9 protein-coding genes are annotated in these 26,088 nt (G+C 69.4%); 8 read left to right on the top strand and 1 reads right to left on the bottom strand.

All coding sequences use genetic code 11. From position 1 onward, the window contains the following. From NBG84_RS14145 to NBG84_RS14120, 6 genes are all read left to right on the top strand, one after another. Positions 1–2,829: a protein kinase domain-containing protein gene (locus NBG84_RS14145; RefSeq protein WP_250919733.1), complete on the top strand. Its 2,829-nt coding sequence runs from the start codon at positions 1–3 to the stop codon at positions 2,827–2,829. A gap of 171 nt (positions 2,830–3,000) precedes the next feature. Then, complete coding sequence (locus NBG84_RS14140; protein WP_250919732.1) at positions 3,001–6,078, top strand: protein kinase; 3,078 nt, start codon at positions 3,001–3,003, stop codon at positions 6,076–6,078. A gap of 199 nt (positions 6,079–6,277) precedes the next feature. After that, positions 6,278–8,107: a serine/threonine-protein kinase gene (locus NBG84_RS14135; protein ID WP_308312064.1), complete on the top strand. Its 1,830-nt coding sequence runs from the start codon at positions 6,278–6,280 to the stop codon at positions 8,105–8,107. Between the two features lie 102 nt (positions 8,108–8,209). Further along, positions 8,210–9,979: a serine/threonine-protein kinase gene (locus tag NBG84_RS14130; RefSeq protein ID WP_250919731.1), complete on the top strand. Its 1,770-nt coding sequence runs from the start codon at positions 8,210–8,212 to the stop codon at positions 9,977–9,979. A gap of 209 nt (positions 9,980–10,188) precedes the next feature. Beyond that, positions 10,189–11,793: a succinic semialdehyde dehydrogenase gene (locus tag NBG84_RS14125; RefSeq protein WP_250919730.1), complete on the top strand. Its 1,605-nt coding sequence runs from the start codon at positions 10,189–10,191 to the stop codon at positions 11,791–11,793. 71 nt (positions 11,794–11,864) lie between these two features. Next, on the top strand, positions 11,865–13,724 hold the full coding sequence (locus NBG84_RS14120; protein WP_250919729.1) for a GMC family oxidoreductase N-terminal domain-containing protein: 1,860 nt from the start codon (positions 11,865–11,867) through the stop codon (positions 13,722–13,724). Between the two features lie 366 nt (positions 13,725–14,090). Here the strand turns inward: NBG84_RS14120 and NBG84_RS41105 are convergent, their stop codons facing one another. Further along, positions 14,091–14,678, bottom strand: a complete 588-nt coding sequence (locus NBG84_RS41105) for an LPXTG cell wall anchor domain-containing protein (protein WP_308312063.1) — start codon at positions 14,676–14,678, stop codon at positions 14,091–14,093. Between NBG84_RS41105 and NBG84_RS41100 the strand changes: the two genes are divergently transcribed. Together NBG84_RS41100 and NBG84_RS40625 are read left to right on the top strand one after the other, a co-directional pair. Then, positions 14,653–15,159 (top strand): hypothetical protein, encoded by a 507-nt coding sequence (locus tag NBG84_RS41100; protein WP_308312062.1) that lies wholly within the window; start codon positions 14,653–14,655, stop codon positions 15,157–15,159. The genes NBG84_RS41105 and NBG84_RS41100 overlap by 26 nt on opposite strands. Positions 15,160–15,744: 585 nt before the next feature. Further along, positions 15,745–26,085, top strand: a complete 10,341-nt coding sequence (locus tag NBG84_RS40625) for a LamG-like jellyroll fold domain-containing protein (RefSeq protein WP_425608635.1) — start codon at positions 15,745–15,747, stop codon at positions 26,083–26,085. Positions 26,086–26,088: the final 3 nt, after the last annotated feature.

The raw sequence follows: 26,088 nt of genomic DNA, 5'->3' as shown, positions 1-26,088 counted from the left end.
ATGTCGGAGGCGGAACAGTCGCGAAAGCCCCAGCGGGACAAGCCGAAGGAGCCCCAGACGTCCACCCAGGTGCAGGGTGCGTCGGGGCGTTCGGACAGCGGTTCCAGCGAGCGGGGGGACGCGGCGTCGGGGGCGACCAACACCACGGATCCGCGAGAGCTGCTGGGCGGCGGTTCCGGCACGGGGTCTGATGCGCGGCCGGAAGCGAAGACCGCGGGCGATGCGCCGGGCAGGGAAGCGGCCGACCCCGATGTGGTTACGGGCTCTGGCGCCAAGGCCGGTGCGGAAGTGGAAGCTGATGTGTCGTCGACGGGGAAGCGTGGGACCGGCCCAGCCGACAGCGCTGTCCAAGGAGTCACGGACGCGGTCGTTCCGCAGCCCGGACCGGCCGCTGAGTCAGCGGCCGGTGTCAAGCCCTCGCAGGTAGCCGCCGGTTCGGCGGAGTCCGCACGGGTGCCGCGGCAGTCGACGGGGCAGAAGCCCGCCACAACCACCCCCGATGAGCGGGAGGCCGCGAGCGGTTCCCCGCTGGCGTCCGAGCGGAATGAGACAGCGGTAGCCGGTCGGAGCGGGGCAGCTGACCATGGTGGGTCCGGACACGCGGGCGTCATGACCGCTGAGCGGACCGATGAGCCCGGAAATGATGCGGCGTTGGCAAAGAGCGAGTCACCGGCCAAGGGCGTAGCCCTGGCCAAGAACAGGATCTCGGCCGAGGACGGCGGAGCTTTGGTCACGGATGGGGCCTCGGTCATGGATGACGGGGCTGAGGCGAGGGATGGCCAGCCGGTCGAGGGTGCAACGGCAACCAAGAGCGGGGCAGCGGCGGCGGGCGGGGCAGCGGCCAAGGCCGTTGGATCCGCGTCGGGTGGGCAGCCAGGACAGGATGAGAAGCCCGAAAGGGAAGCTGCCGCGCCGGGTGGACGGTCCGGCCGGGCGGGTTCCGGCCGGGACTCCGCACCGGGCTCGGGTCGGCAGGACTCCGAAGGACGGCTGCTCGCCGGGCGGTACCGCCTCGGAGGGGTGCTGGGACGCGGTGGCATGGGCACGGTCTGGCGGGCCGAGGACGAGACCCTTGGCCGTACCGTCGCGGTGAAGGAACTGCGCTTCCCCAACAGCATCGACGAGGAGGAGAAGCGCCGGCTGATCACCCGCACCCTCCGCGAGGCCAAGGCCATCGCCCGTATCCGCAACAACAACGCGGTGACGGTCTACGACGTCGTCGAAGAGGACGACCGGCCCTGGATCGTGATGGAGTTGGTCGAGGGCAAGTCCCTCGCCGAAGCGGTGCGTGAGGACGGCACTCTGACCCCGCGCCGGGCCGCCGAGGTCGGACTCGCCATCCTTGACGTTCTGCGTTCCGCACACCGCGAAGGCATTCTGCACCGGGATGTGAAGCCGTCCAATGTGCTGATCGCCGAGGACGGCCGCGTGGTGCTCACGGACTTCGGTATCGCACAGGTGGAGGGCGACCCCTCGATCACCTCCACCGGAATGCTCGTCGGCGCGCCCTCCTACATCTCGCCGGAACGCGCGCGCGGTCATCGGCCGGGCCCGGCAGCCGACCTCTGGTCGCTCGGTGGACTGATCTACGCGAGCGTCGAAGGCTGCCCCCCGTACGACAAGGGCTCGGCGATCGCGACGCTGACCGCCGTGATGACCGAGCCGCTGGACCCACCGAAGAACGCGGGCCCGCTGGGTGAGGTCATCTACGGTCTGCTGGCCAAGGACCCGGAGCAGCGCCTTGACGACGCAGGCGCGCGAGCCCTGCTCACCAAGGTGTTGTACGCGCCGGAGCCGGTGCCCGAGCCGCCGCAGGACTCGACCCGCGCGATGGCTCTTCCATCGGTGCCGCCGCCCCCCTCCGCGCAGCCGACGCCGCCCAAGCCCTCCGAGCCGGCGGCCGAGCGGATGCGCGGAGCGCTCCAGGCGGTCAGGAGCGCCGCGGCCGCCGCGGTGAAGCCGGAGACCGCCGCCCCCGAGCAGCAGACCGCGGCGACCCAGCCGCCGAAGCCGTCCACCCCGCCGGTGCGGCGGGCCGGCGCGGGGCGGGCCTCGCTCACCGATGTCGTCCCCCGTCGGACCCTGGTGATCATCGCTGTGGTGGTGGCGCTCGCCGTGATCGCCGGTGTGGTGTACGCGATCGTCGGCGGCGACGATGACAGCGAGAACAACCAGGGCAAGCAGGACACCAGTACCTCAGCCGGAGCCACCGGAGGCGAGGACAAGAAGGCCCCCGACGCGGGCTCGAAGGAGACGCCGGGTACCGACGGCAAGGATCAGCCCAAGGGCAACAGCCAGAGCCCCGCGGACAAGGGCAGCAGCGCCAAGCCCTCCGCGAAGACCACCCCACCGGCCCCGGTGGACAACGGCATCCCCGCTGGATACGCCAAGGTCTCCAACGACCAGTTCAAGTTCACCATCGCCATGCCCAAGGGCTTTAAGCGCACGGGCACCGCGGGAAGGAACTCAGGGGCGATATTCAGCACGGACGGTGGATTCCCCCAGCTTCAGGTCGACTTCAACAGCAGCCCCAAGGCCGACGCCGCCGCTGCCTGGACCGCCGCGGTCGCGATCGTCAGTGCCACGAGCAGCGGCTACAAGCACCTGGGCATAAAGCCGGTCGAGTACAACGGCTATCCGACCGTCGCCGACTGGGAGTTTGAACGGAACCAGAAGGGGGAGCGGGTTCGTATCCTCAACCGTGGTTTCAGGGTGGATGCCACGCACGGCTACTCCATCATGATCACCTGCAAGAAGGACGAGTGGGACGGTGCCGAGTGCGACACGCTCCGTAAGACGGCGTTCGCCACATTCGCCCCCAAGGACTGAGCCAGGACACGTATCGTGAGAATGCACGGACGGTACGCAGCCGTAATATCCCGTTGAATGACCGGAATTGACGGGTATTGACCATCTGACGGATCCGGGGTTTGGTCGCAGTTCCCGGAAGCACGTTGAAGGACAGCCGAAGACAGTGCGGCATGCTTGCGGGGAGGCGACATGGACGAGTACGCGGGCAGGGTGCTCGCCGACCGGTATCGCCTGCCCCTCCTGCCGTCGGATGAGTACGAGCTAGCGGAAACGCGGGCGTTTGACACCTACAGCGGGCAGGAGGTCCTGGTCCGTCAGGTACCGCTGCCGGAGATCGTGGAGGCCGAGGTCGTCGATGCCGACGGCTCCTTGGGCGCCCCCGCCTCCCGCCGGGGCGTCCCGGGTCGGGCCGCCCGCAGCCCCGCTGATCCCTCGGTGCTGCGGGCCATGGAGGCGGCGCAGGCCGCCGCGCAGATCCCCGATCACCCGCGCCTGGACCAGGTCTTCGATGTCTTTGCCGAAGCCGGCTCCCTGTGGATAGTGAGCGAGCGCGTTGCCGCCCGGCCGCTGGCGGCCCTGCTCGCGGAAAGGCCCCTCAGCCCCTATCGAGCGGCCGAGGTCGCATCCGATGTACTGACCGCCCTGATGGTCCTGCACGCGCACGGCTGGACCCACCGGAACATCACCGTCCGCACGGTGCTGGTCTGCGAAGACGGTCGGGTGGTGCTCACCGGGCTTGCGGCCGGAGCCGCAGAGGAGGCGCTCTGCGGCTACTCGCCGGTGCCCCAGGAGCTGCCGGAGCAACTGGCCCTGGAGTCCGCTGACGCCTACGAGGACCACGAAGACCACGAGGGCCATGACAGCCACGACGACTACGGCCACGACGAAGAGGGCGAGCCCGGTGAACCCGTCGAGGCCATCGAGAGCTCCGAGCGCCTTCCGTACCCGGACCCCGGCGAATACACCGGGTACACCGGGTACGTCGACCACATAGGCCGCCCGGGCGCTGACGACCACGCCGACCAGGATGGCTACGGCACCGTCGGTGGCGACGGGACGTACGGCGGATACGACCAGTCCGGCGGCTATGACGGCGGCCACGGCAGTGGCTACGACGGCGACGACAGCGAAGACCAGGGCGGTCGCAGCGGCCAGGACGGTCTCGCTGGATACGGCGAGTACGGCGCGCACGGCGAGGTCCGCCCCGTCGGCCGGTCGGACGCCCATGAGATGGCTCCTGACCCCGGCCTGGTGCGTCCCTATGCGCCGAGGACCGAACCCGGCCCGGCGGGTGGGCTGCCAGACGCCCGGGCGGCCCGGGCCGGTGCGATAGCCGCCTACCGCGCGGGTGCGCGGGCAGCCGCCCGCATCTCGGAGGAGCAGCAGCGCGGGGGCCCTCCGGTGCAGACGGGCAATGACCCCGACTGGTGGGCGCGGAAGCCGGGCGAGCCCGTCCCCGGCTTCACCCAGCGCCATCCGGACGACACCGACGCGGGCGACCACGACGACTCCCTTGGCGACGCCCCGTACGGTGATGACCGCGATGGGTACGGCACGGGCGGCCCCGGGCAGGTCCGTCTCATCGGCAGCTGGCAGGACAACGCCTTCCCCGGACAGGACGGCCCGCCGCCGCTGCCCGCCGGCGGCGGCTTTGAACCACGCCACAACCCCCATCGCGACAGCGACCCCTACGGCGTCCGGCAGCTGCCCCCCGAGGAGTTCCCCGCCCAGGGCACGGCGCAGAGCGCCCCAGGCCAGGCAGCGGGCGACGGCCGGGGGCACGGCGGCGGCCATGGTTCCGACGCGGGCTCGACTGCCCGTGCCCTGCCCGCACCTCGTACGCCCAGCACCCCCGCCCGGCCGGCCACCGGGGGTTGGGACAGCGGGGGAGCAGGCCATGAGGCGCTGCGCGCCGACGCTCAGCGGCAGTCCGTCCCCGCCGTGGCCCCGCCGGCCCCGGTGGGCTGGGACGAGGTCCGCGCTGGTGCCGACGCACCCGTCCACCGGGGCCCCGCCACCCCGCTCGCGGCCGAGCGCGCCCGCCAGGCCAGGATCGCCGTCGTGGGCCCCGTCACCGAGCGCTGGGCCCCCGAACAGGCCGGCCCCGTCCATGAGAACTGGCAACTGGCCGCGCCGGTGGGCCCCGCCACCGATCTCTGGGCGCTCGGTGCGCTGCTCTACCGCTCGGTCCAGGGGCATGCCCCCTACCCGGAGGAGAACGCCGCCGAGCTCGTTCAGCTGGTCTGCTCCGAACCGCCGGCCTATGCCGAGGAGTGCGGTCCGCTCCGCCCGGTAGTGGAATCCCTGCTGCGTCAGGACCCCACCGAGCGGCCGGACTTCGAAGAGCTCCGCGGCTGGTTGCGTTCGCTGGTGCGCTCCGCGCCCGAGCCCGAGGCCGGAGTGGATGTGGTCCAGATACCGGCCGCACCGCCGATGAAGCCGGACAGCAGCAGGCTCCCCGTCCTGCGTCGCCGTGGTGAGTTGGTCCGTCGGCGCCGTACCAACTCGGACATGGTCCACGGCCGCCACCGCCACAAGAAGCAGAAGAAGCAGCGGCGCGGCCCTCGGACGCTCGGCCGGATGCTGCTCCTGCTCATATTCCTGCTGCTGGCCGGGGCCATCGCGTACGCCCTGTTCTTCCTGCCGAAGGCCGATGAGCAGGATCGCGGCGCGCCACCAGGCAGCACCGCTCCGCAGCCGAGTGCTTCCGGGCAGAGCCCGGAGCCGAGCGGTACGAAGGCCTCCACGGCGCCGGAGCCTTCCGGCAGTCCCCGTTCCCAGCAGCCCCAGACCTCCGCCACCGCCGGTGATCTCCCGGCCGGCCATGTCCTGCGCAAGGACTCCGAAGACTTCCAGGTGGTCGTGGACAAGAGCTGGCAGCGCCGGCCCATCAACGACATCGGCCAGGTCCGCTACAGCAACGGCGACTTCACCCTGATCGTGGTCCCCGGCCGGGACAGCGTGCAGGCCAACGGCGATGACCCGCTTCTGTACCAGCAGGACAAGGAGCGTGAGCTCCAGCCGTTCCGCGACTCTTCCTGGACCGACTCCAGCGGGCTGAGGCGGATCGAAGTCGGTCAGCGGGTCATGGCCGAGGGGCAGTACTTCTGGGAGGACTCCAACGGCCGTCAGGTGTTCGTCCGCAATCTCGCGATGATCCACAAGGGCCGCTATCACGTCGTCCAGGTGATCGGTCCCGAGGAGCAGCGCGACAAGGTGAACGAGGCCTACCGAGAGGCCGCTGACAGCTACCGTCCCGCTGGCTGAGAACTGATGGAGTGTGCAGCGATACCCCCTCGATGGGCCATGGCCCTCCGGTGACGGTGCCTCGCTCGGTGGACGCCCTTGCCAAGACGCTGAGTTGGGTGTGACCCGCCTGTCCACACTGCCGCACTTCTTCCGTAACCTGGCCTCTTAGGAACGGGTCGGGGGAACTGTGGAAAACACTCACAACACCGGTGACGCTGTGCACTCTCAGAGCATCGGCACAGGTCAGGTACTCGCAGGGCGCTATCGGCTGGCGGAGGTCATCGGCCGAGGCGGTATGGGGCAGGTGTGGCGCGCACACGATGAGGTGCTGCATCGCGTCGTTGCGATCAAGGAACTCACCGGGAGCATGTTCGTCTCCCAGGCGGACCGCAGCGTGCTGCATGCCCGTACCCAGACAGAGGCACGAGCCGCGGCTCGAATCAGCCATCCCGGTGTGGTCACCGTCCATGATGTGCTTGACCACGACAGTCGGCCCTGGATCGTCATGCAGTACGTTGACGGACCCTCACTTGCCGATGCCATCACGGAACATGGTCCAGAGGGACGGATGCCGGTCCCGGAGGTGGCGCGGATCGGGCTTGAGGTGCTTCGGGCGCTCGGCGCCGCCCATGGGGCCGGGGTGCTCCACCGGGATGTGAAGCCGGCGAACATCCTGTTGGGACCGGATGGGCGGGCGCTGATAACCGACTTCGGCATCGCCGCCATCGAGGGCGACTCCACGATCACCAGGACCGGTGAGATCGTCGGGTCGATCGACTACCTGGCTCCCGAGCGGGTACGCGGAGCCGACCCCGGACCCGCGTCCGACCTCTGGTCGTTGGGCGCGACGCTCTACTCCGCGGTGGAGGGCTTGTCACCGTTTCGCCGCACATCGGCGCTGACGACCATGCAGGCGGTGATAGACGAAGATCCGGCCTATCCCCGGCAGGCCGGCCCGCTGGGGCCCGTGATCATGGCCCTGCTGCGGAAGGACCCGTTGGCCCGACCATCGGCGCGGGAAGCCGAGCAGATGCTTCAGGCGGCGCTGGAGGGCCGGGACCCCGCAGCGGTGTTCGCCCAGTCACCGACCCGGACGGTGACCCAGTCACAGCAGCAACCGCAGCTCCCACCACCCGCACCGGCCCACCCCGCACCGCTCTATCCCGCGCCGACGAACGCGCCGTCTGCCACGCCGACGCCTGCCACTCCGACGCCTGCCGCTTCCTATCCCCCCTATGCGCCGTCTGCCACGCCGACCCCGGCCGCTTCGTATCCCCCGTACGCGCAGCCGGCCCCACCGGCACCTCAGCAGCGCGATGGACGGCTGCGCACCGCTCTGGTCGTTGCGGTGCTCGCCGCGATCGTGGGGACCGGGGCCGGGGTCGCGGGCTTCGCCTACCTCAAGGGTGAGGATGATCGCCCCGGTGATCACGCGGCCTCAGCGGGAGGGACGCAGGTCACCGCGTCCGCCGCGCCTTCCGCATCTGGTGGGCCCGGTGCGTCCACCGATGCCGCTGGTGCTGCCTCCCCGAGCCCCGCTGCCTCTGATCCAGCCCCGCGCATCGCGGTCTCCAACACGCCCCAGAGCTCCGAAGAGGTGCCGGCGGGCTGGCGTCGGGTGTCGGACCCGGCGGGCTTCAGCCTGCTGGTGCCGCAGGGTTGGCAGCGACGGGTGAAGGGCGGCCAGATCGACTACACACCCGACAACGGCCGCCATCTCCTGCGCATCGGGATAGACCCCGCACCGGACTACGAGAATCCGCATGCCCATCTGGTGGACCTGGAGAAGGTGCTGGAGAAGCTCCCTGAGTACCAGCGGCTGAGGCTGGAGCCCAATGTCTTCCGGGATCGGGCGAAGGCCGCGCTCTGGGAGTTCAGCTGGACGGAGCGGGAGACCTTCCCCGGTCCTCGGCGCGCCATCGACCAGATGTACTTCGGCGACGACGGCACCGAGTACGCGCTCTACATGTCCGGTCCGGCCGAAGACTGGTCGGTGACCAGCGGGCAGTTCGACATCATGCTGCGCAGTTGGCAGCCCCCCAACTGACCTGGCCCTCCTCGGTTGTCCCTTCGCCAGGACTGTCACGGGTCTGCATCCGCTGGAGGACGTGAGTAGCATCCGCGGCCGAAAAGTGACCAGGATGTGTCCATGACGAACAACCGGGGCCAGGGGAACGAGCCCACCAGCTACGACCTCAGGCCACCGCACGCACCGCAGACACCGCCGCCCACCCCACCGCGGTCAGCTCCGCCGTACCCCGGCACACCGGTGCCACCACCGGCCGGTATGCCACTGCCCCCGTACTCCACCACGCCCCCGGGCGCCAGCGCCCCGGTGCCTCCGCAGCCCGCTGGCCTACCGATGACGGGCCAGGCACCTCTGGGCGAGCCTGGCATGGGGCGTCGGATCGGTGGCCGCTATCGGCTCGTCGGCAAGCTGGGTCATGGCGGGATGGGCACGGTCTGGCGGGCGCACGACGAGGTGGTGGACCGTGAGGTGGCGGTCAAGGAGCCCCGGGTACCCGACCATGTGAACGCCGGCGAGCGGGAGAAGGTCTACCTCCGGATGCAGCGCGAGGCCCGCGCCGCCGCCCGGATCGAGCACCCCGCCGTGGTCACCATGCACGATGTGGTGATCGAGGACGGCAAGCCGTGGATCGTCATGGAGCTGGTGCACGGACAGTCGCTCGCCGCTCGCCTCCAGGAGGGCACCCTCGATGTCCGGGAGGCCGCCCGGATCGGACTCGCCGTGCTCGGCGCCCTCGCGGCCGCCCATGAGGCCGGGGTACTGCACCGCGATGTCAAACCGGACAACGTCCTGTTGGGGCGGGGCGAGCGCGTTGTCCTCACGGATTTCGGCATCGCCCAGGTCGAAGGCGAGCAGGGGCTGACGGAGACCGGGGCGTTCGTCGGCTCTCCCGAGTTCATCGCACCCGAGCGGGTGCTGGGGCAGCGCCCGGGACCCGAGTCGGACCTCTGGTCGCTCGGTGTGGTGCTGTACGCGGCGGTGGAGGGGATGTCCCCCTACCGGCGCTCCCACATCCCCGCCACCCTCCAGGCCGTGCTCTCCGCAGAGCCGCAGATGCCCGCCCGTGGCTCGGGAGCGCTCGGCACCCTGGTGATGCGGCTGCTGCGTAAGGATCCGGCCATGCGGCCCGATGCGGCGGAGATCCGGGGGACGTTGGAGACCGTGGCCCGGCCGCCGCAGATCAGCTATGACCCCACCCAGTCGCACCCGGGGGTTCCGCAGTCCCCGGGGACCAGCGAAAACCGTTGGGTGCCGCCGGTGCTCCAGCAGAGCAAGGGCGCGCGGTACGGGCTCGGCGGCGGGCTGCTGGCAGCCGCGATCGCCCTCGTCCTGGTCATCGCCAACCCCTTCGGCGGGGCGGATGACGCGATGCCGGCGGGCTGGGAGGTCCGTTCCGACCGCGAGGTGGTGGCCGCGAACATGGCGGTGCCGTCCGAGTACAAGCGGGTCGAGGAGAACCAGGGCAGCAGTATCCGGGGCAGCAGCGTCGTCTACTACGACCCCAGCGGGGTCTTCCAGATCTATCTGGAGCGGGTGGAGACCGCCAAGGTGGAGAAGGAGCTACCGCCGTCCGAGGCCGCCTGGCGCGATCACTACGAAAAGGGCGGCGAGAACGGCACGGAGATCGACGAGCCCAAGGTGACGGTGACGGCGGCCGAGCAGCAGGGGAAGAAGGCATTCGACACGACCGTCGTCTATCTGCCGGCCAACGCCTACGGCGACAACAAGCCACGGATGCGCTGGCAGGAGCGGATGGTGACCACGGGCGAGGGCGCGGCCGAGGTGTACTGGCGGCTACGGGTCTCCGGACCCGCGGACGGCTGGGCGGCGAAGGAAGGCAGCGAGCTGTTCGACCGGGTGGTCCGGCATCTGAGCATCCAGGAGCTATGAGGGCTGCGGAGCGGGGGCGCGGGTGCCACCACGGCGCTGGTGGACAGTGGACGATCGAGCCGTTCACCTGTCCTCACCATGGCGCCCGAGCAGGTGTAACCCGCTGATCAGGGCTTATCTGCCAGCGAACGCTGGCGAGGTGGCCGGACGGGGGCAAAGCTGTTACCCGTGGGTACCCAAAGTGTTCGGCGCCTCGTACCCTCGGCCTCATGACGGAGTCGAAACCCCTCGGGACCAACCCCACCGCCCCCGCACCGGCCGGTGCGCGCACCGCCGAAGACGTGGTCACGCCCGAGGTGGTCGCCCAGCTCATCCGTGGCGTCATCGGCTCCCGGCGTACCGCCAACCACAGCCCCTTCACCGGGGCCAAGCTGGCCGATCTGCCCGAAGCCACCCCCGAGGACGTCGCCCTCGCCTTCACCCGGGCCCGCGCGGCCCAGCCCAGCTGGGCCGCGACCTCGATCCGCACCCGGGCAGCCGTACTGCTGCGCTTCCACGACCTGCTCCTGGAGCGCCAGGCCGAGGTGCTCGACCTCATCCAGCTGGAGACCGGCAAGGCACGTCTGCACGCCCATGAGGAGGTGCAGGCCGTCGCGGTCGCCGCCCGCCACTACGGCCGCAGGGCCATGGCCTATCTGCGCCCCCGCCGGCACACCGGGGTGGTTCCCGTCCTGACCAAGGTCACCGAGTTCCGTCAGCCGCGCGGGGTCATCGGGCAGATCGCGCCCTGGAACTACCCGCTGGAACTCTCCATCGGCGACGCGCTCCCCGCCTTCGTCGCGGGGAACGCCGTGGTGATGAAACCAGACACCGAGACCGCGCTGACCGCCCTGTGGGCCCGCGATCTGCTCGTCGAGGCGGGCCTGCCGGCTGAGGTCTTCCCCGTCGTCCTCGGCGATGGCCCGGTCGTAGGCCCTGAGATCGTTCGGCACGCCGACTACGTCTCCTTCACCGGCTCCACCCGGACCGGACGTGAGGTCGCCCAGGGCGCTGCGGCCCGGCTGATCGGAGTCTCCCTCGAACTCGGCGGCAAGAACCCGATGCTGGTGCTGCGTGACGCGGACATCGAGCAGGCCGCCGCCGGAGCCGTCCGGTCCTGCTTCTCATCGGCCGGCCAGCTCTGCGTGGCCATAGAGCGGCTCTATGTCCATGACTCGATCGCCGACCGGTTCATCGAGCGGTTCGCGGAGCGCACCCGGGCGATGCGGCTGGGCAACGGGCTCGCGTACGGGGCCGACATGGGCTCCCTCGCCGGTGCACGCCAACTCGCGACCGTCACCCAACACGTCGAGGACGCGGTGGCGAAGGGCGCCACCGTGGTCGCGGGCGGGGTGGCCCGGCCCGACATCGGCCCCTACTTCTACGAGCCGACCATCCTGGACGGGGTCGAGCCGCCGATGGCCGTCTGCGCCGAAGAGACCTTCGGCCCCGTGGTCTCGCTCTACCGGTTCACGGACGAGGACGAGGTCATCGAGGCGGCCAACGCCACCGCGTTCGGGCTGAACGCCAGTATCTGGACCCGCGACGGCAAGCGGGCCCACGCGCTCGCCGTCCGGCTGCGCACCGGCACGGTCAGCATCAACGAGGGGTATGCGGCGACCTACGGAAGCGTGCGGTCCCCCATGGGCGGGATGAAGGAATCCGGTCTGGGGCGGCGGCACGGCTCGGAGGGGATTCTCAAGTTCACCCAGGCGCAGACGGTCGCCCAGCAACGACTGCTGCCGCTGGCACCCTCGCTGGGCATGGATGACGAGAAGTACGCGGTCGTGATGAGCCACGCACTGCGCGCACTGAAGGCCCTGCGCCTGAGCTGACCGCCGGTCAGCGCTCTGAAGAGGGCCGCCACCCACCCGTATCAAGCATCTCTTTCTGCCCGAGGAGAGCCATGCCCGAGGTCCCCCCTGCCCGGAAACGCCCATCGTCCCCTCCCGTCGGCGGTGAAGACGATTACGACGTGATAGTGATCGGTTCGGGCTTCGGCGGCTCGGTCTCGGCACTGCGGCTCACCGAGAAGGGCTACCGGGTCGGTGTGCTGGAGGCGGGCCGGCGCTTCACCCGGGAGACCCTGCCCAAGAACTCCTGGGATCTGCGGAACTTCCTCTGGGCCCCGGCGCTCGGCCTCTTCGGCATCCAGCGCATCCATCTGCTCGGCAAGGTGATGGTCCTGGCGGGCGCCGGGGTGGGTGGCGGCTCGCTGAACTACGCCAACACCCTCTACGTACCGCCCGAGCCCTTCTTCCAGGACCCGCAGTGGAAGGACATCACCGACTGGCAGCAGGAGTTGAAGCCCTTCTACGACCAGGCGAGGCGGATGCTTGGCGTCCGGATCAATCCGACCATGACCGCGTCCGATGTCCATCTCCGGGCGACCGCCGAGGCGATGGGCGTCGGCGACACCTTCCACCTGGCGCCGGTCGGAGTGTTCTTCGGCGATGGGGCGGATGCCGACGGCACGGCGAAGACGGCTCCCGGTACCGAGGTGCCCGACCCCTACTTCGGGGGCGCCGGCCCATCCCGCAGCGCCTGTCGGGAGTGCGGCGAGTGCATGACCGGCTGCCGGCACGGTGCCAAGAACACCCTCAACGAGAACTATCTCCACCTCGCCGAACGGGCCGGTGCCGTGGTCCACCCGATGACGACGGCACTCACCATCACCGAGGAACCGCAGGGCGGATTCGCCGTCACAACCGCGCCGAGCGACCAACGGCGCCATGGGGTCCGGCGTACGTTCACCGCGTCTCGGGTGATCGTCGCGGCGGGTACCTATGGCACCCAGACCCTGCTCCACCGGATGAAGGACACCGGACGACTGCCCAGAATCTCGGCGCGGCTCGGGGAACTCACCCGTACGAACTCCGAGGCGTTGGTGGGCGCTCAGACCGACGACCGGCGCTATCGCCGACGCCATGGCGCCCGGCAGGTGGACTTCACCCGCGGGGTCGCCATCACCTCTTCGATCCACCCGGACCCCCACACCCATATCGAGCCGGTGCGCTACGGCAGGGGCTCCAACGCCATGGGCGCTCTGACCATCCTTCAGGTGCCGTATCGAACCCGGGCACGGGTGCTGGGCTGGCTCGGTCAGCTGGCGCGGCATCCGCTACGGGCTGTCCGCTCGCTCTCCAACCGGCGCTGGTCGGAGCGGACCATCATCGGACTGGTGATGCAGTCCCTGGACAATTCACTCACGACCTATCGAAAGCCCCATGGCGTGGGGAAGGGACTGCTCACCGCGCGCCAGGGCCATGGCGCTCCCAACCCGGGCCAACTCGCGGCGGCGACCCGTGCCGCGTCCCTCCTCGCCAAGGAGATCAACGGCTTCGCCGGCTCCAACATCGGTGAACTGATGGGCACTCCGCTGACCGCCCACTTCCTCGGTGGCTGCCCGATCGGCGCAACGGCCGAATCCGGGGTGATCGATCCGTACCACCGGCTGTACGGGCACCCGGGGGTATCGGTGGTGGACGGTGCCGCGGTCACCGCGAATCTGGGTGTCAACCCGTCGCTGACGATCACAGCCCAGGCGGAACGGGCGATGTCGATGTGGCCGAACAAGGGCGATGAGGACCCGCGTCCAGTGCCGGGCGCGGTCTACACCCGGGTGGCTCCGGTGCGCCCGAGGTCGCCCGCGGTGCCGGCAGGGGCGTTCGGCGAACTACGGCTGCCCTTTCTGGGGATGCCGACGATCCCGCGGTCCAAGGGGCCTCTCGCAGACCGGGGGCTCCCCGAGGATCGGGAGGGCTGAGGCGGTTGCCGTGCCGCACTCGCCCCTGGAGCCCTACCCCCGATGACCTCCGGGGCCGGCGGCCCAGCGGTACCCGCCACCTCGCCTTGAGCCGCCGGCGAGGTATTGCGACCAGCCCGGTCTTGTTCTGAGGGATCGGGTGCGGGCGGATCCTGTTCTGACGGATCGTCTGCGGGCGGATCGTGCTCCGACGCATCGTGCTCTGACGCATCGTGTACGGGCGGCTCCCGCACGGTTCGCGCGCCGCCCGCAGCGCCTACGTCTCCTACGCGCCCCGCAACGCCCGCGTCCGGACACACGGAGAGGCCGCTGCGCCCCCCTCCAAGCGCAGCGACCTCTCCGTGTCTCTGGGTTCCGGGTTACCGGTTACGCGGTGGCGCCGTTCGCGCGGCGACGCTTCATCGTGAAGACGACACCGGCACCGGCGACGACCGCGATACCACCGATGATGCCGATGGTCGGGACGATGGAGCTGGAACCGGTCTCTGCCAGGCTGCCCTCAACCACGGCACCGCTGCTGCCCTTGGAGGGCTTCTCCGTGGTGACGGGGACCTTGCCACCCTCCTGCGGCTTGGAGCCGCCGGTGTCCGTGCCCGCCTTCACGATCTGGAACTTGTAGGCGACCTCGCCGAAGCCCTCGCACTCACCGTCACCGCTGGAGTAGAGGCTCGCGCCGAGCGAGAAGCCGGCACCGACCGGCGCGGCGGCCTTGACGTTGATCCGCAGCGGCAGGGTGACCTCGTAGTCAGGCTTCAGCTCATCGCTCCAACCGACGAAGCCGACTGCCTCACCCTCGGGGCCCTCCAGGCCCTCCCAGGTCTTGGTGTCGGGGTCGTAGGCCTGAAGCTCGACGTGCTTCTTCGTGAAGAGATCCTCGCCCAGCTCGTCGCCCGCTGCCCCGGCGAAGTAGGCCAGGTCGTTCAGGGTGGTGTCCGACGTGTTGTGCACGTTCATGGAGAACTTGTGCCAGCCGCTGCCCGCCGCGATCTTGCCGGGGAGACCGGAGATCGAGACGTCGACCGCGGAGTCGTTGCACTCAGCCGGGGGCTCCTCCGACTCGGAGGCGCTCGGGGACGGCTTCACCGGCGGGGTGTTGCTGGCGGACGGGCTTTCGCTGGCGCTCTCGGAGGCGCTGTTGGACGGGTCTTCGGAGACGCTTTCAGAGGCGCTGTTGGACGGGCCTTCGGAGACGCTCTCGGAGGCGCTCGACGAGGGGCTTTCGATGGTGCTCTCGGAGGCGCTCGACGAGGGGCTTTCGATCGTGGTCTCGGAGGCGCTCGACGACGGGCTCGGCTCGGCGTATGCGGCCGGGGCGGCCAGGAAGGTTGCGGGGGCTATGACGGCGGTCGCGGCAGCGATGGCCATAGCGCGGCGGAGCTTCATGAAGACCTCGGCGATGTCTGAGGGCCGCGTGGACGCGGCACGAGTCTGGTAGGCCTTCCGGAGCTTTGCAGTGCACGGGTGAGGCCGTTGGTACGCATGATTGACCCGCGACATGGGGCAATGGTTGCCCCCGGTCTGACAGAAACTTTATGTGGCGTGCGCCACATGTGATTTCCCGGTAATAATCCATGGTGGCTACATGGATTGGTGGCGATTGGTTCCCAAAAATCGCGTGACCCAGGTCACATTCGAACGGGTGACTGGCTGTGGCCTTCTTGTGCGATATCTGTGAAGGTCGTTAGTAAGGAAGCCTCCACGATTTTCTGAGGGGGCTTTTTCTTTGCGTGCCATACGTCCGTTAGTCGTGTCCGCAGCGCTTCTCATGACCGTCATCACCGGGACGGAGCAGGCCGCGTTAGCCGTCGGCCAACCCCTAGGACCACCAGGCAGTACCTCCGCTGACGCACCCGATCAGAGATGGGGGTCCGCGGACGGTCGAAGCCACCGGGCCCCCGGGGCGGCCACGGACGCGGCGGCGAAGGGGGGCCGTGACGGCGCACTGGCCGCCCCGGGCCAACTACCCCGCGAACCCGCTGTCACCGAACGCCTCTTCCCCGACCCGGCCAAGCCGCCCGCCATGGGCAAGGCCACCTCGGTCTCCCCGCCCGCACCCGACAACCCCGCCGGGTTCGACGCCAAGACCAGCAAGGAAGTCCCCGGCAAGCGCGCCGAGACGGCCGCCACCTTCCGCAACAAGGACGGCTCCTTCACCACCCGGTACTACAACGAGCCGGTGAACTTCCGTCAGGCCGACGGCAACTGGCAGAAGATCGACACCACGCTGGTCAGAGCCGGTGGACCCCAGGCCAGAAGCAGCGCCGGACAACCCTGGCAACCACGCTCCGCTCCGGCCGGAATCACCTTCGCCGAGCACTCCGACGCGGCGGAACTTGCCCGAATCCAGGTCGGCGACAACGTTTCCCTGGCGTATGGAGTCGAAGGCGCCGCCCGCGCCCGTGGTGTGGCCGCCGGGAACACCGTCACCTACCCCGACGTTCGCCCATCCGCCGATCTCGAACTTCTCTCCGGCACCGGTTCGGTGAAGGAGACGCTGGTCCTCAAGGACCGTGCGGCGCCCACCCAGTGGCGCTTCCCCCTCGCACTGCGGGGGCTGACCGCCGCTCTCGACGCCCAGGGTGCCGTGGTCTTCACCGATGGCGCGGGCAAGGAGCGCGCTCGCATACCCCGTGGCTGGATGGAGGATTCCAAGACCGACCACAACGCCAACCAGGGGGCCATGTCCGACCGGGTCAGCTACGGCCTGAGCACGTCGAACGGACGTCAGGTCCTCACCGTCACCCTGGATGAGAAGTGGCTCGACGCCCCCGAGCGCGCCTATCCCGTCCGGGTCGACCCCTCGCTGCTGACGGTCCAGGCCACCTCGGGGACGTATGTGCAGCAGCCGTACAACGCCGACTACTCCACGGACACCGTGCTGAAGGCCGGCACCCATGACGGCACCCACAAGGCCGCCTCCTTCCTGAGGTTCAGCGGGGTGGAGACCACGCTCAACAACGCCTGGGTGCTCAGTGCCAACCTGGCGCTCTACAACACCTGGTCGTACTCCTGCACCGCCCGTCCGGTGACCATCCACCCGATCACCTCCAACTGGGCCGAGAGCACCACCACCCGGTATCCGGGCCCGGCCACCGGACCGTCCCTCGCCTCCAAGAGCTTCGCCAACGGCTGGCGGCCTCCTGGCACCACGCCCTGGACCTGCGGCCCGGCCTGGGAGAGCATCAAGCTCGGCAGCGCCGGCCGGAAACTGGTGGACGACTGGACCCACGGCCGCAAGAAGAACTACGGCCTGGCGGTCAAGGCCTCCGCCACCGACACCAGGGGCTGGAAGCAGTTCGGCTCCGATGACTACCCGGCAGGCAAGCCGAGCCTGGACATCACCTGGACCCCGTACGGAGCGACCTACAAGCTCGGCGAGTTCACCACCCCGGTGACCGCGACCGCCGAAGGCGCGATGCAGGTCACCGTCACCAACCGGGGGCAGAACACCTGGCCGGCCGGCGGCAACATCAAGCTCCGCTACAACCTCTTCGACTCCGCTGACAACGAGATCACCGACAGCGCGAAGATCCTTTGGACCCCGCTGCCCACCGCGGTCTCACCCGGTGAGAGCGTGACCCTCAGCGCGAAGATCGCCCCACTGACACCGGGCACCTACACCCTCCAGTGGACGATGGACGACGTCGGAGTCACCCGCTTCACCAGTGTGGGCATTCCCGGCCCGGCCGTGAACTTCGCCGCGATCAACATTCCACCGCAGATCACCGCCGCGTCCCCGCCCAGCGGTGTGGTCCTCGACTCGCTCACCCCCACGCTCTGGGCCACCGGCACCGACAAGGACCGCTATCCGGGAGCCCTTCAGTACCAGTTCGAGGTCTGTGAGACCGAGGGCAAGAACACCCGTAAGAACTGCCGCCTCGGCACCCGGAGCAGCAGCAAGCAGTGGGCCGTGCCCGCCAGCTGGCTCTCCTGGGGCAAGACGTACGCCTGGTACCCCTACGCCTATGACGGCGCGTCGACCTCGGCCCGTCCCGGTCCCGCGCTGTTCACCACCGAGGTACCGCAGCCGGGTATCACCAGCCATCTCGGGGGCGCCGACACCGGAGCCGAACTCGGGGCGCGCACCGGCAACTACACCACCGCCGCCACCGACGCCACCATCAGCACCGTGGGTCCCGAGTTGGCGGTGACCCGTACCTACAACTCGCTCGACCCCCGCACCGATGGGGCCTTCGGCGCGGGCTGGACCACGCGCTGGGACACCCGGTTGCGTGAGGAGCCCAAGACCAGGTCCGTGCTGATCACGGTGGCCGACGGTTCCCAGGTCCGGTACGGAGAGAACCCCGGTGGCGGCTACGCCGGACCGTCCGGCTCCACCGCCAAGCTCAGCCGCAAGGTGGACGGTTGGGTGCTACGGGACAGATCCGGGCACACCTACTACTTCGCCCACTCCGGATTCCTCGCCCGTATCGTCGACAGCGCGGGCCGAGGGCAGAACCTCCAGCGCACCATGGAGGACGGTGGCCCACTGACCCGGGCCACGGACGCCGTCTCCGGCCGCAGCATCTCCTTCACCTGGTCAGGTGATCGGGTCTCGTCCGTCACCACCAGCGCCATCGACGGCACGACCCCCGGCCTCACCTGGACCTACAGCTACACGGGCAATCGGCTGACCAAGGTCTGCCCGCCCGCGTCCACCACCGCCTGCACGCTCTACACCTATGAGAACGGCTCGCTCTACCGGGCCAGCGTGCTGGACTCCAACCCCGTCTCCTACTGGCGTCTGGGCGAGTCGGAAGGGTCCACCGCGAGCAGTGAGGCCCCCTCGCGCACCGGCCTCAACGAGGCCGTCTACCGCGATGTCGGCCTCGGTTCCCCGTCAGCGGTCGCCGGGACCACGGACACCGCCGCCACCTTCGACGGCACCGACTCCGTCCTGGAACTGCCCGACAACACCTTCCGGACCTCCGCCCTGGTCTCGGTCGAACTGTGGTTCAAGACGACCAAGGCGGGTGGCGTCCTCGCCACGCTCCAGGACTCCGAGCCGGGCCAGAAACCCACCCGCTTCAGCCCCTATCTGAGCGTGGACGCGGCGGGCAAGCTGCGGGGGCAGTTCTACACGGCCGAGCACACGGGTGCCCAGCCCATCACCTCCACCCAGACCGTCACCGACAACCAGTGGCACCACGCCGTCCTCAGCAGCGCCGGCACCACCCAGACGCTCTACCTCGACGGCGTCGCGGTCGGCAGCCTCACCGGCACCGTCCAGATGCGGGACGACCAGCACGCCTACGTCGGCGGCGGCTGGGGCAACTCCGGCTGGACGGGCACCACCACCGGCGCCCACCACTTCCAGGGCTCCATCGACGAGGTGGCCGTCTACCGGCACGACCTCGACCCCGGCACGGTCCGCGAGCACTATGACGCGCGCACCGTCGCCAGCCGGATGACCAAGACCGTGCTGCCCTCGGGCCGCACCCACGCCACCGTCCAGTACGACCCGGTCAGCAGCCGTGTCACCAGCACCACCGACAAGGACGGTGGCGTCTGGCAGGTCTCCGCCGAGCAGTTCAGCAGCGGCTCCGCCGCCTACTCCGACTCCGTACGGGCATCGAACCCGGGCGGATACTGGCGGCTGGGGGAGCGCGGCGGCGGCACCGCCCACAGCCAGACCGGCGACGGCACGGACGGCTCGTACCACGGCAATGTGGACCTCGGCCTCGCCGGAGCCTTCGCCGACGGCGATGACACCTCCGCGGCCTTCGGCCAGGGCAACTACGCCGAGATACCGGAGGACGTCCTCCACCACTCCACCGACCTCGCCGTCGAGCTCTGGTTCCGCACCGCGAAACCCGGGGTGCTCGTCGGCGACCAGGTCAATTCCATCGAGGACGCCACGACCGCCACGGGCGCCCGTACCCCTGTCCTCTATGTCGGCGCCGACAACAAACTCCACGGCAAGTTCTTCTCCACCACCGCCAACACCCCGGTGCGGCTCGGCTCGACGGACACCGTCACCGACAACAAGTGGCACCATGCGGTGATCTCCGCGTCCGGCACCACCCAGACGCTGTATCTGGACGGTGTCCGGCAGGGAACGCTGACCGGAGCGGTGAACCACCAGGGCAACAAGCGCACCTATGTGGGTGCCGGTTTCGCCGGCGGAACCTGGCCCAGTTCACCCGCCGATGTCAGCTACTTCCCCGGTCAGATCGATGAGGTCGCCGTCTACCAGGCACCGCTGAGCGCCGCTGCCGTCGTGCGCCACTTCAAGGCGCGCAACGCCATGGTCGGCGGTGACAGCGTCCAGTACCGGGGCACGGTCGTCGGTGACGCACCGGTGGGCTACTGGCGGATGGACGAGACCTCAGGCACCACCGCCCGGAGCCAGAGCGCCGGCGGTCGGGCGAACGGCAGCTACGAGCAGGCCGTTCTGGATCGCACCGGAATCTTCGGTACGGGTGACGGCGGTGCCGTCCGCCTCGCGGGGAACGGCAGTGTCTCCATTCCCGACGAGATCGTCTCCGGGGACACCTCCCTGGCGGCCGAACTCTGGTTCCGCACCACCGGATCGGGCGTACTGCTCGGCTTCCAGAACCAGCCGATCGGCACCACACCGACCTCCTGGCGACCCGTCCTCAACATCGACCAGGCGGGGAGGCTACGCGGCCAGTTCTGGGTGAGCGGAGCCGCCGGGGCCACCCCGATCGTCTCCCCGGCCGCCGTCAACGACAACGAGTGGCACCATGTGGTCCTCAGTGGTTCGGGCACCACGCAGCAGCTCTATCTCGACGGTGCCCAGATCGGCTCACTGACCGGCACCATCGCCAACCAGGCCGTGGGCCACGCCTACCTGGGCGCGGGATACGCCAGCTCCGGTTGGATGGGCGTCCCCTCGGGCACCTACCGCCTCACCGGTGAGCTCGACGAAGCAGCCATCTACGACACCCCGCTGACGGCCGAGCAGGTCGCGACCCACTTCCGGGCGCGGGAGTACAGCAGCGGCTCGGCGCTCGCCTCCACGGTCACCGTCACCGACCCGGCCGGGAAGGCGACCAGGACCAGCTATGACGCACTGCGGGGCAAGCGTCCGCTCTCGGTGACGGACGCCGACGGTGGGCTCACCACCTACGCGTATGACACCGGTGGTTTCCCGCACACGGTCACCAACCCCAACGGGCACTCCGTCATCACCGGGCATGACGCGTCGGGCGATCCGATCTCCCGCACCACATGCCGGGACCCCAACTCCTGCTGGACGTCGTTCGCCACCTACCACAACAACGCGGCGGACCCGCTGGACCAGCGCAACGGCAAGAAGCTCACCGAGTCCGACGCCCGTTCCACCAGCAGTTCGGACACACGCTTCCGCACCACCCACGAATACAACACCCTCGGCCTGCCCACTTCGAGCAGACAGGCGGACAGCCGTACCAGCACGGCCACCTACACCGCGGGGACCGAGCCCGCGACCGGTGGCGGCACCACCCCCGCCGGACTGCTCAAGACCAAGACCAGCGCGGCCGGCGCCGTCACCTCCTACGGCTACTACGCCAGCGGTGACCCGGCCCAGGTCACCTCCCCGTCCGGGCTGATCACCCGCTACACGTACGACGGACTGGGCCGCAAGATCACCGAGACCCAGGTCTCGGACACCTTCCCGGCCGGTGTGACCACGTCCTACAGCTACAACTCCCTGTCCAAGGTGGTCCGGGAGGCCGGTCCAGGGGTACAGAACGAGCTGGTCAGCACCGTCCACACCACAAAGATCGCCCGTACCTTCGACGCGGACGGCGCGATCCTCACCGAGTCGCTGGAAGACACCACCGGCGCCGACGCGGCCCGTACCACCACCTTCGGATATGACGCGTTCGGTCGACAGAACCTGGTCACCGACCCCGAGGGCGGCACCATCGCCACCGTCTACGACGGATTCGGCCGGGTGATCAGCGAGACCAACGAGGTGGGCACCAACTTCACCCACCGCTTCACCACCCTCGGCAAGCTCGCCGAGACCACACTGAAGAACTGGACCGGGGACCCCTCGGGCACCCCGCGTGATCTGGTCGTCACCTCCAACGCCTATGACCCGGCGGGCCGGCTCGCCTCCTCCACCGACGCGATGGGAGCGACCACCGCGTTCACCTACTACGACGACGGCCTCCTGGCGACCAGGACGGCCCGCCAGATCACCCAGGCCGACGCGACCAAACGGAACATCGTCCTGGAGTCCAACTCCTATGACCCGGCCGGGCATCTGACCCAGCAGGTGACGGGCGGGGGTCGCACCACGGCCGTCCACACCATCGACGCCACCGGACGCACCACGCGCACGGTCGTCGATCCGGCCGGTGTCAACCGCGTCTCCACCTTCGCCTACAACGCCGATGACCTGGTGACCGAGTCGACCCGGTCCATCGACAGCGCGGGCAAGAAGCTCACCACCACCACCGAGTACGACCTGGCGGGCAACCCCACCCGGGCGTCGCTGACCGATGGCACCGGCTCCCCGCGGGTCACCACCAGCACCTATGACGACCGGGGCCTTCGGCTCACCACCGTCAGCCCGCGCGGCAATGTCGCCGGCGCCGACGCGGCCGCCTTCACCACCAGCCAGCGCTTCGACGCGTTGGGCCGCCTGGTGGAGACCAAGGAGCCCCCGGTGGTGACCGAGGAGGTAGGCGGTACGGCGGAGACCGTTCGGCCCACCACCCTCACCGGCTACAACAACGCCGGCGAGCCGACCTATGTCCGCAACGCACGCGGCAAGCTGACCCGTACCGAGTACGACAAGACCGGCCGTCCCACCGCGGTCCACCTGCCGGGATACGTCCCACCCGGTGGCACCATGATCAACGCGGTGGCCCGTACCGAGTACGACAAGGCGGGCCAGGTCAAGGCGTCGGTCGACCCGCTGGGTCGCAGGACCAGCTTCGTCTACGACCAACTCGGCAACCTCCTCACCAAGACCGACCCGCTCACGACACCCCTGCTGGCCGGCCCCGGCCTGCGGGCCCCCAACCCGCTGAACACCGCACAGGTCAATCTGGACGGCGCGGGAGTGACCCGCCACACCTGGACGCCCACCGGGCTCCAGCTCTCGGTGACCGACCAGATCGGGGCCAAGACGGAGGCCACCTACGACGAACTGGGCCGTCAGGTGTCCACGACCGCGGTCGAGCGCCATCCCACGCTCCAGAACCTGATCACCCGCTATGTCTGGGACGACGCGAGCCACCAGACGGCTTCGACCACTCCCGGCGGACACACCACCACCGCCCAGCACAACGCGGTGGGCGAGGTCAAGGCGGTGACCGACCCGCTGGGCGGGATCAGCCGGACCGTGTACGACGGCCTCGGCCGCAAGATCGAGACCACCGACGCCACCGGCCGTACCTCGACGATGAGCTACGACGCACTGGGCAATCTGACCGGAGGGAGCGACTTCGGCACCGGCTCGACCGCACACCGCTCGGTCTCCGCCGAGTACAACGCGGACGGCCACAAGACGGCCTCCGTCTCGGCGTCGGGCAGCCGTACCGAGTACACGGTCGACGCCCTCGGCCGGGTGACCCAGATGGTCGAACCCGTGACGGCGACCTCGACCATCACCACCGCATCCGGCTACAACGCCCTGGGCAGCCGGACCCGGCTGACGGACGGTCGGGGCAAGTCCACCTCCTACACCTTCACCGCCTGGGAACTGCCCGACTCCACCATCGAACCGGCGACCACGGCCCATCCGAACGCGGCCGACCGCACCTGGCAGACCGCGTACGACGCGGCCGGCCAGAGCGTGGCCGACCTGCTGCCGGGCGGGGTGCGGCGCGACCGCACGTACAACGCGCTCGGCAAGCTCACCGGCGAGACCGGCACCGGCTCAGCGGCCGCGACCACGGCGCGCAAGCTGGAGTACGACCTCGCCGGCCGGATGACCGCCGCCGGGACCGACGGCACCACCGGCCGCAATGTGTACAGCTACAACGACCGGGGACAACTGCTCTCCAGCACCGGCCCCAGCGGCAGTTCGGCCTACGCCTACAACGGCGACTCCCTGATGACCAGCCGCGACTCCGGCGGCAAGCAGGCGACCTTCGGCTATGACGCCGCCGGACGCCTGGACCACACCTGGGACTCGATCACCGGCGGACAGGTCTGGCACGACTTCGACGCCGCCGGCCGACCGCTGATCGAGCAGTACGCCACCAACCTCGGCGGCGCCCAGGGCTGGACCTCGGAGGCGCGCAGGAAGTACGGCTACGACGACCTCGGCCGACTCACCACCGACCGGATCACCGACGCCGCCGAACTGGTGGAGAAGGCGTCCACCACCTACGGCTACGACCACGAAGACCGGGTGACCCAGAAGAACACCGCGGGCACCGCCGGAGCCGGCACCAACGCCTACGCCTATGACAAGGCCGGCCGGATGACGTCCTGGACCAAGGGGACGACGGCCACGGCCTACGAGTGGGACGCGGCCGGCAACCGAACCAAGGAAGGCACCTCGACCGCCACCTACGACGAGCGCAACCGGCTGCTGACGGACGGCACATCGACCTACAGCTACAGCCCTCGCGGCACCCTCTCCTCGGTCACCGCGACCGGATCACCGGCCCGCAATCTGACCTTCGACGCCTTTGAGCGCAAGATCAGCGACGGGTCGGCGTCCTTCGCCTATGACTCGCTGGACCGGGTGCGCGGGCACGGCTCGACGTCGTTCTCCTACGACGGCGGCTCCAACAACCTGATGAGCGACGGCACCAACCACTTCACCCGCAAGCCCGGGGGCGGTCTCCAGGCGATGGAGACCGGCACCACGAAGCGGTGGTCCGTCACGGACAACCACACCGACCTGGTGGCGGGCCTGACACCGAACGGCCTCACCGTCACCAACTCCACCGCCTACTCGCCCTTCGGCGAGGTGACGGCCTCCTCGGGTACGGGAAGCTCGCTGGGCTACCAGTCGGGCTGGACGGACCCGGCGTCGGGCGATGTGAACATGGCCTCCCGCTGGTACCAGCCGGGCACGGGCGGGTTCGCATCGAGGGACACCTGGCAGTTGGACCCGGTCACCCAGCAGTCCAACCGCTATTCGTACGCGGGCGGTTCGCCGATGAACGGGACTGACCCCAGTGGGCACATCGTCTTCGTTCCAGTGGTCATCGGGGCGGCGGCAGCCTGGAAGGCGGTCGGCGCCGGGGTAGCCATAACGGCCGGGGCCGGCTATGTCCTGACAGAGGCAGACAAGGCTTACCAGGCCTACAAGGAGAACAGTTACGAACCCTCTTCGTCCCCCGATGCCGCCTACCCCCTCAGCGGCGCGCTGGGGACCAGTGCGGTGGCCAGCCTTATCCAGGCCCAGGTCAACGCCCTGAGCAAGGGGGCGAGTAGCAGTAGCAGCAGTTCCACCAGTAAGTCGACCGGACGTGGTGGCGGCAATGGCGGGAGCGTCTCGCAACCGCGGGTCTTCACCCGGCCCGGCACCGGCAGCGGCATCGCCCAGTCCGTCCGCGCCGCGGTCCGCCCGCCCCGCCCGGTGATCGACCAGAACCCCAACAACGGCCGTAGCCCGATCCCTGCTCCGGTGCGTCCGGCCCCGAGGCCGGACTGGAATCCGAAGGGCGGCGGCTGGCAGCCCGGCGACGGTCTCAAGATGGTCGTCGGTGCGCTGGAGATGCTGGACCTCATCGACGGGCTGGACTTCAACCCCGCCCAGGCTCCGGAAACACACCCCGCACCGGGTGTGGACCCGGGATCGGGGCAGGGGAATGACGACCAACGCCGTCGGGACTGCCGCCGGGATGGTCGAGGGTGGATCGATCTGACGCCCAGGGACTCCGGCAACGGCAGTAGGGCTGTGGAGGGGGAAGCCTGCTTGGACAGTGCCTACATAGCGGACAACCCCGGTTCGAAGACGGAAAGCCACATCCGGCCTCCGGGGTACGAATGGGCGGGACGCTATGCCGGATTCCTCGGATTGTCCCCGGATCGAGCAATCAACAACTGCCATCTGATCGGAAAGCAGTTGGGTGGTTCCGGTACAGACCTTGACAATCTGGCCACCTGCACCCGGCAGGCCAACACCAATGCGAGGGGTCCCGGCCGGATCGACGAGAGCATGGTGTTCTTCGAGGAACAGGTGAAGGACGCCACCGACGCTGGTGAGATCGTCCACTATCGAGTCACGCCACAGTACAACGGAGCGCGAACAGCACCCGTCGCCTTCCTGATGAACGCTCACGGAGTGACCGCTGATGGAAGGCCCGGCCTCTCCATCGTCAATGAAGTCGTGCCGAATTCTCTCCTGAGCTCTGCGGGGGTCTGGAAGAATATCGGCATGGTAACCAGCGATCGGCCACCCAACATTGGGCCCGTTCCAGTCGGTGGCATGAGATAGGTG

This window comes from Streptomyces albipurpureus, assembly GCF_023701525.1.
Taxonomy (GTDB): Bacteria; Actinomycetota; Actinomycetes; order Streptomycetales; family Streptomycetaceae; genus Streptomyces; species Streptomyces albipurpureus.
This window is presented reverse-complemented; position numbering and strand designations above follow the sequence as displayed.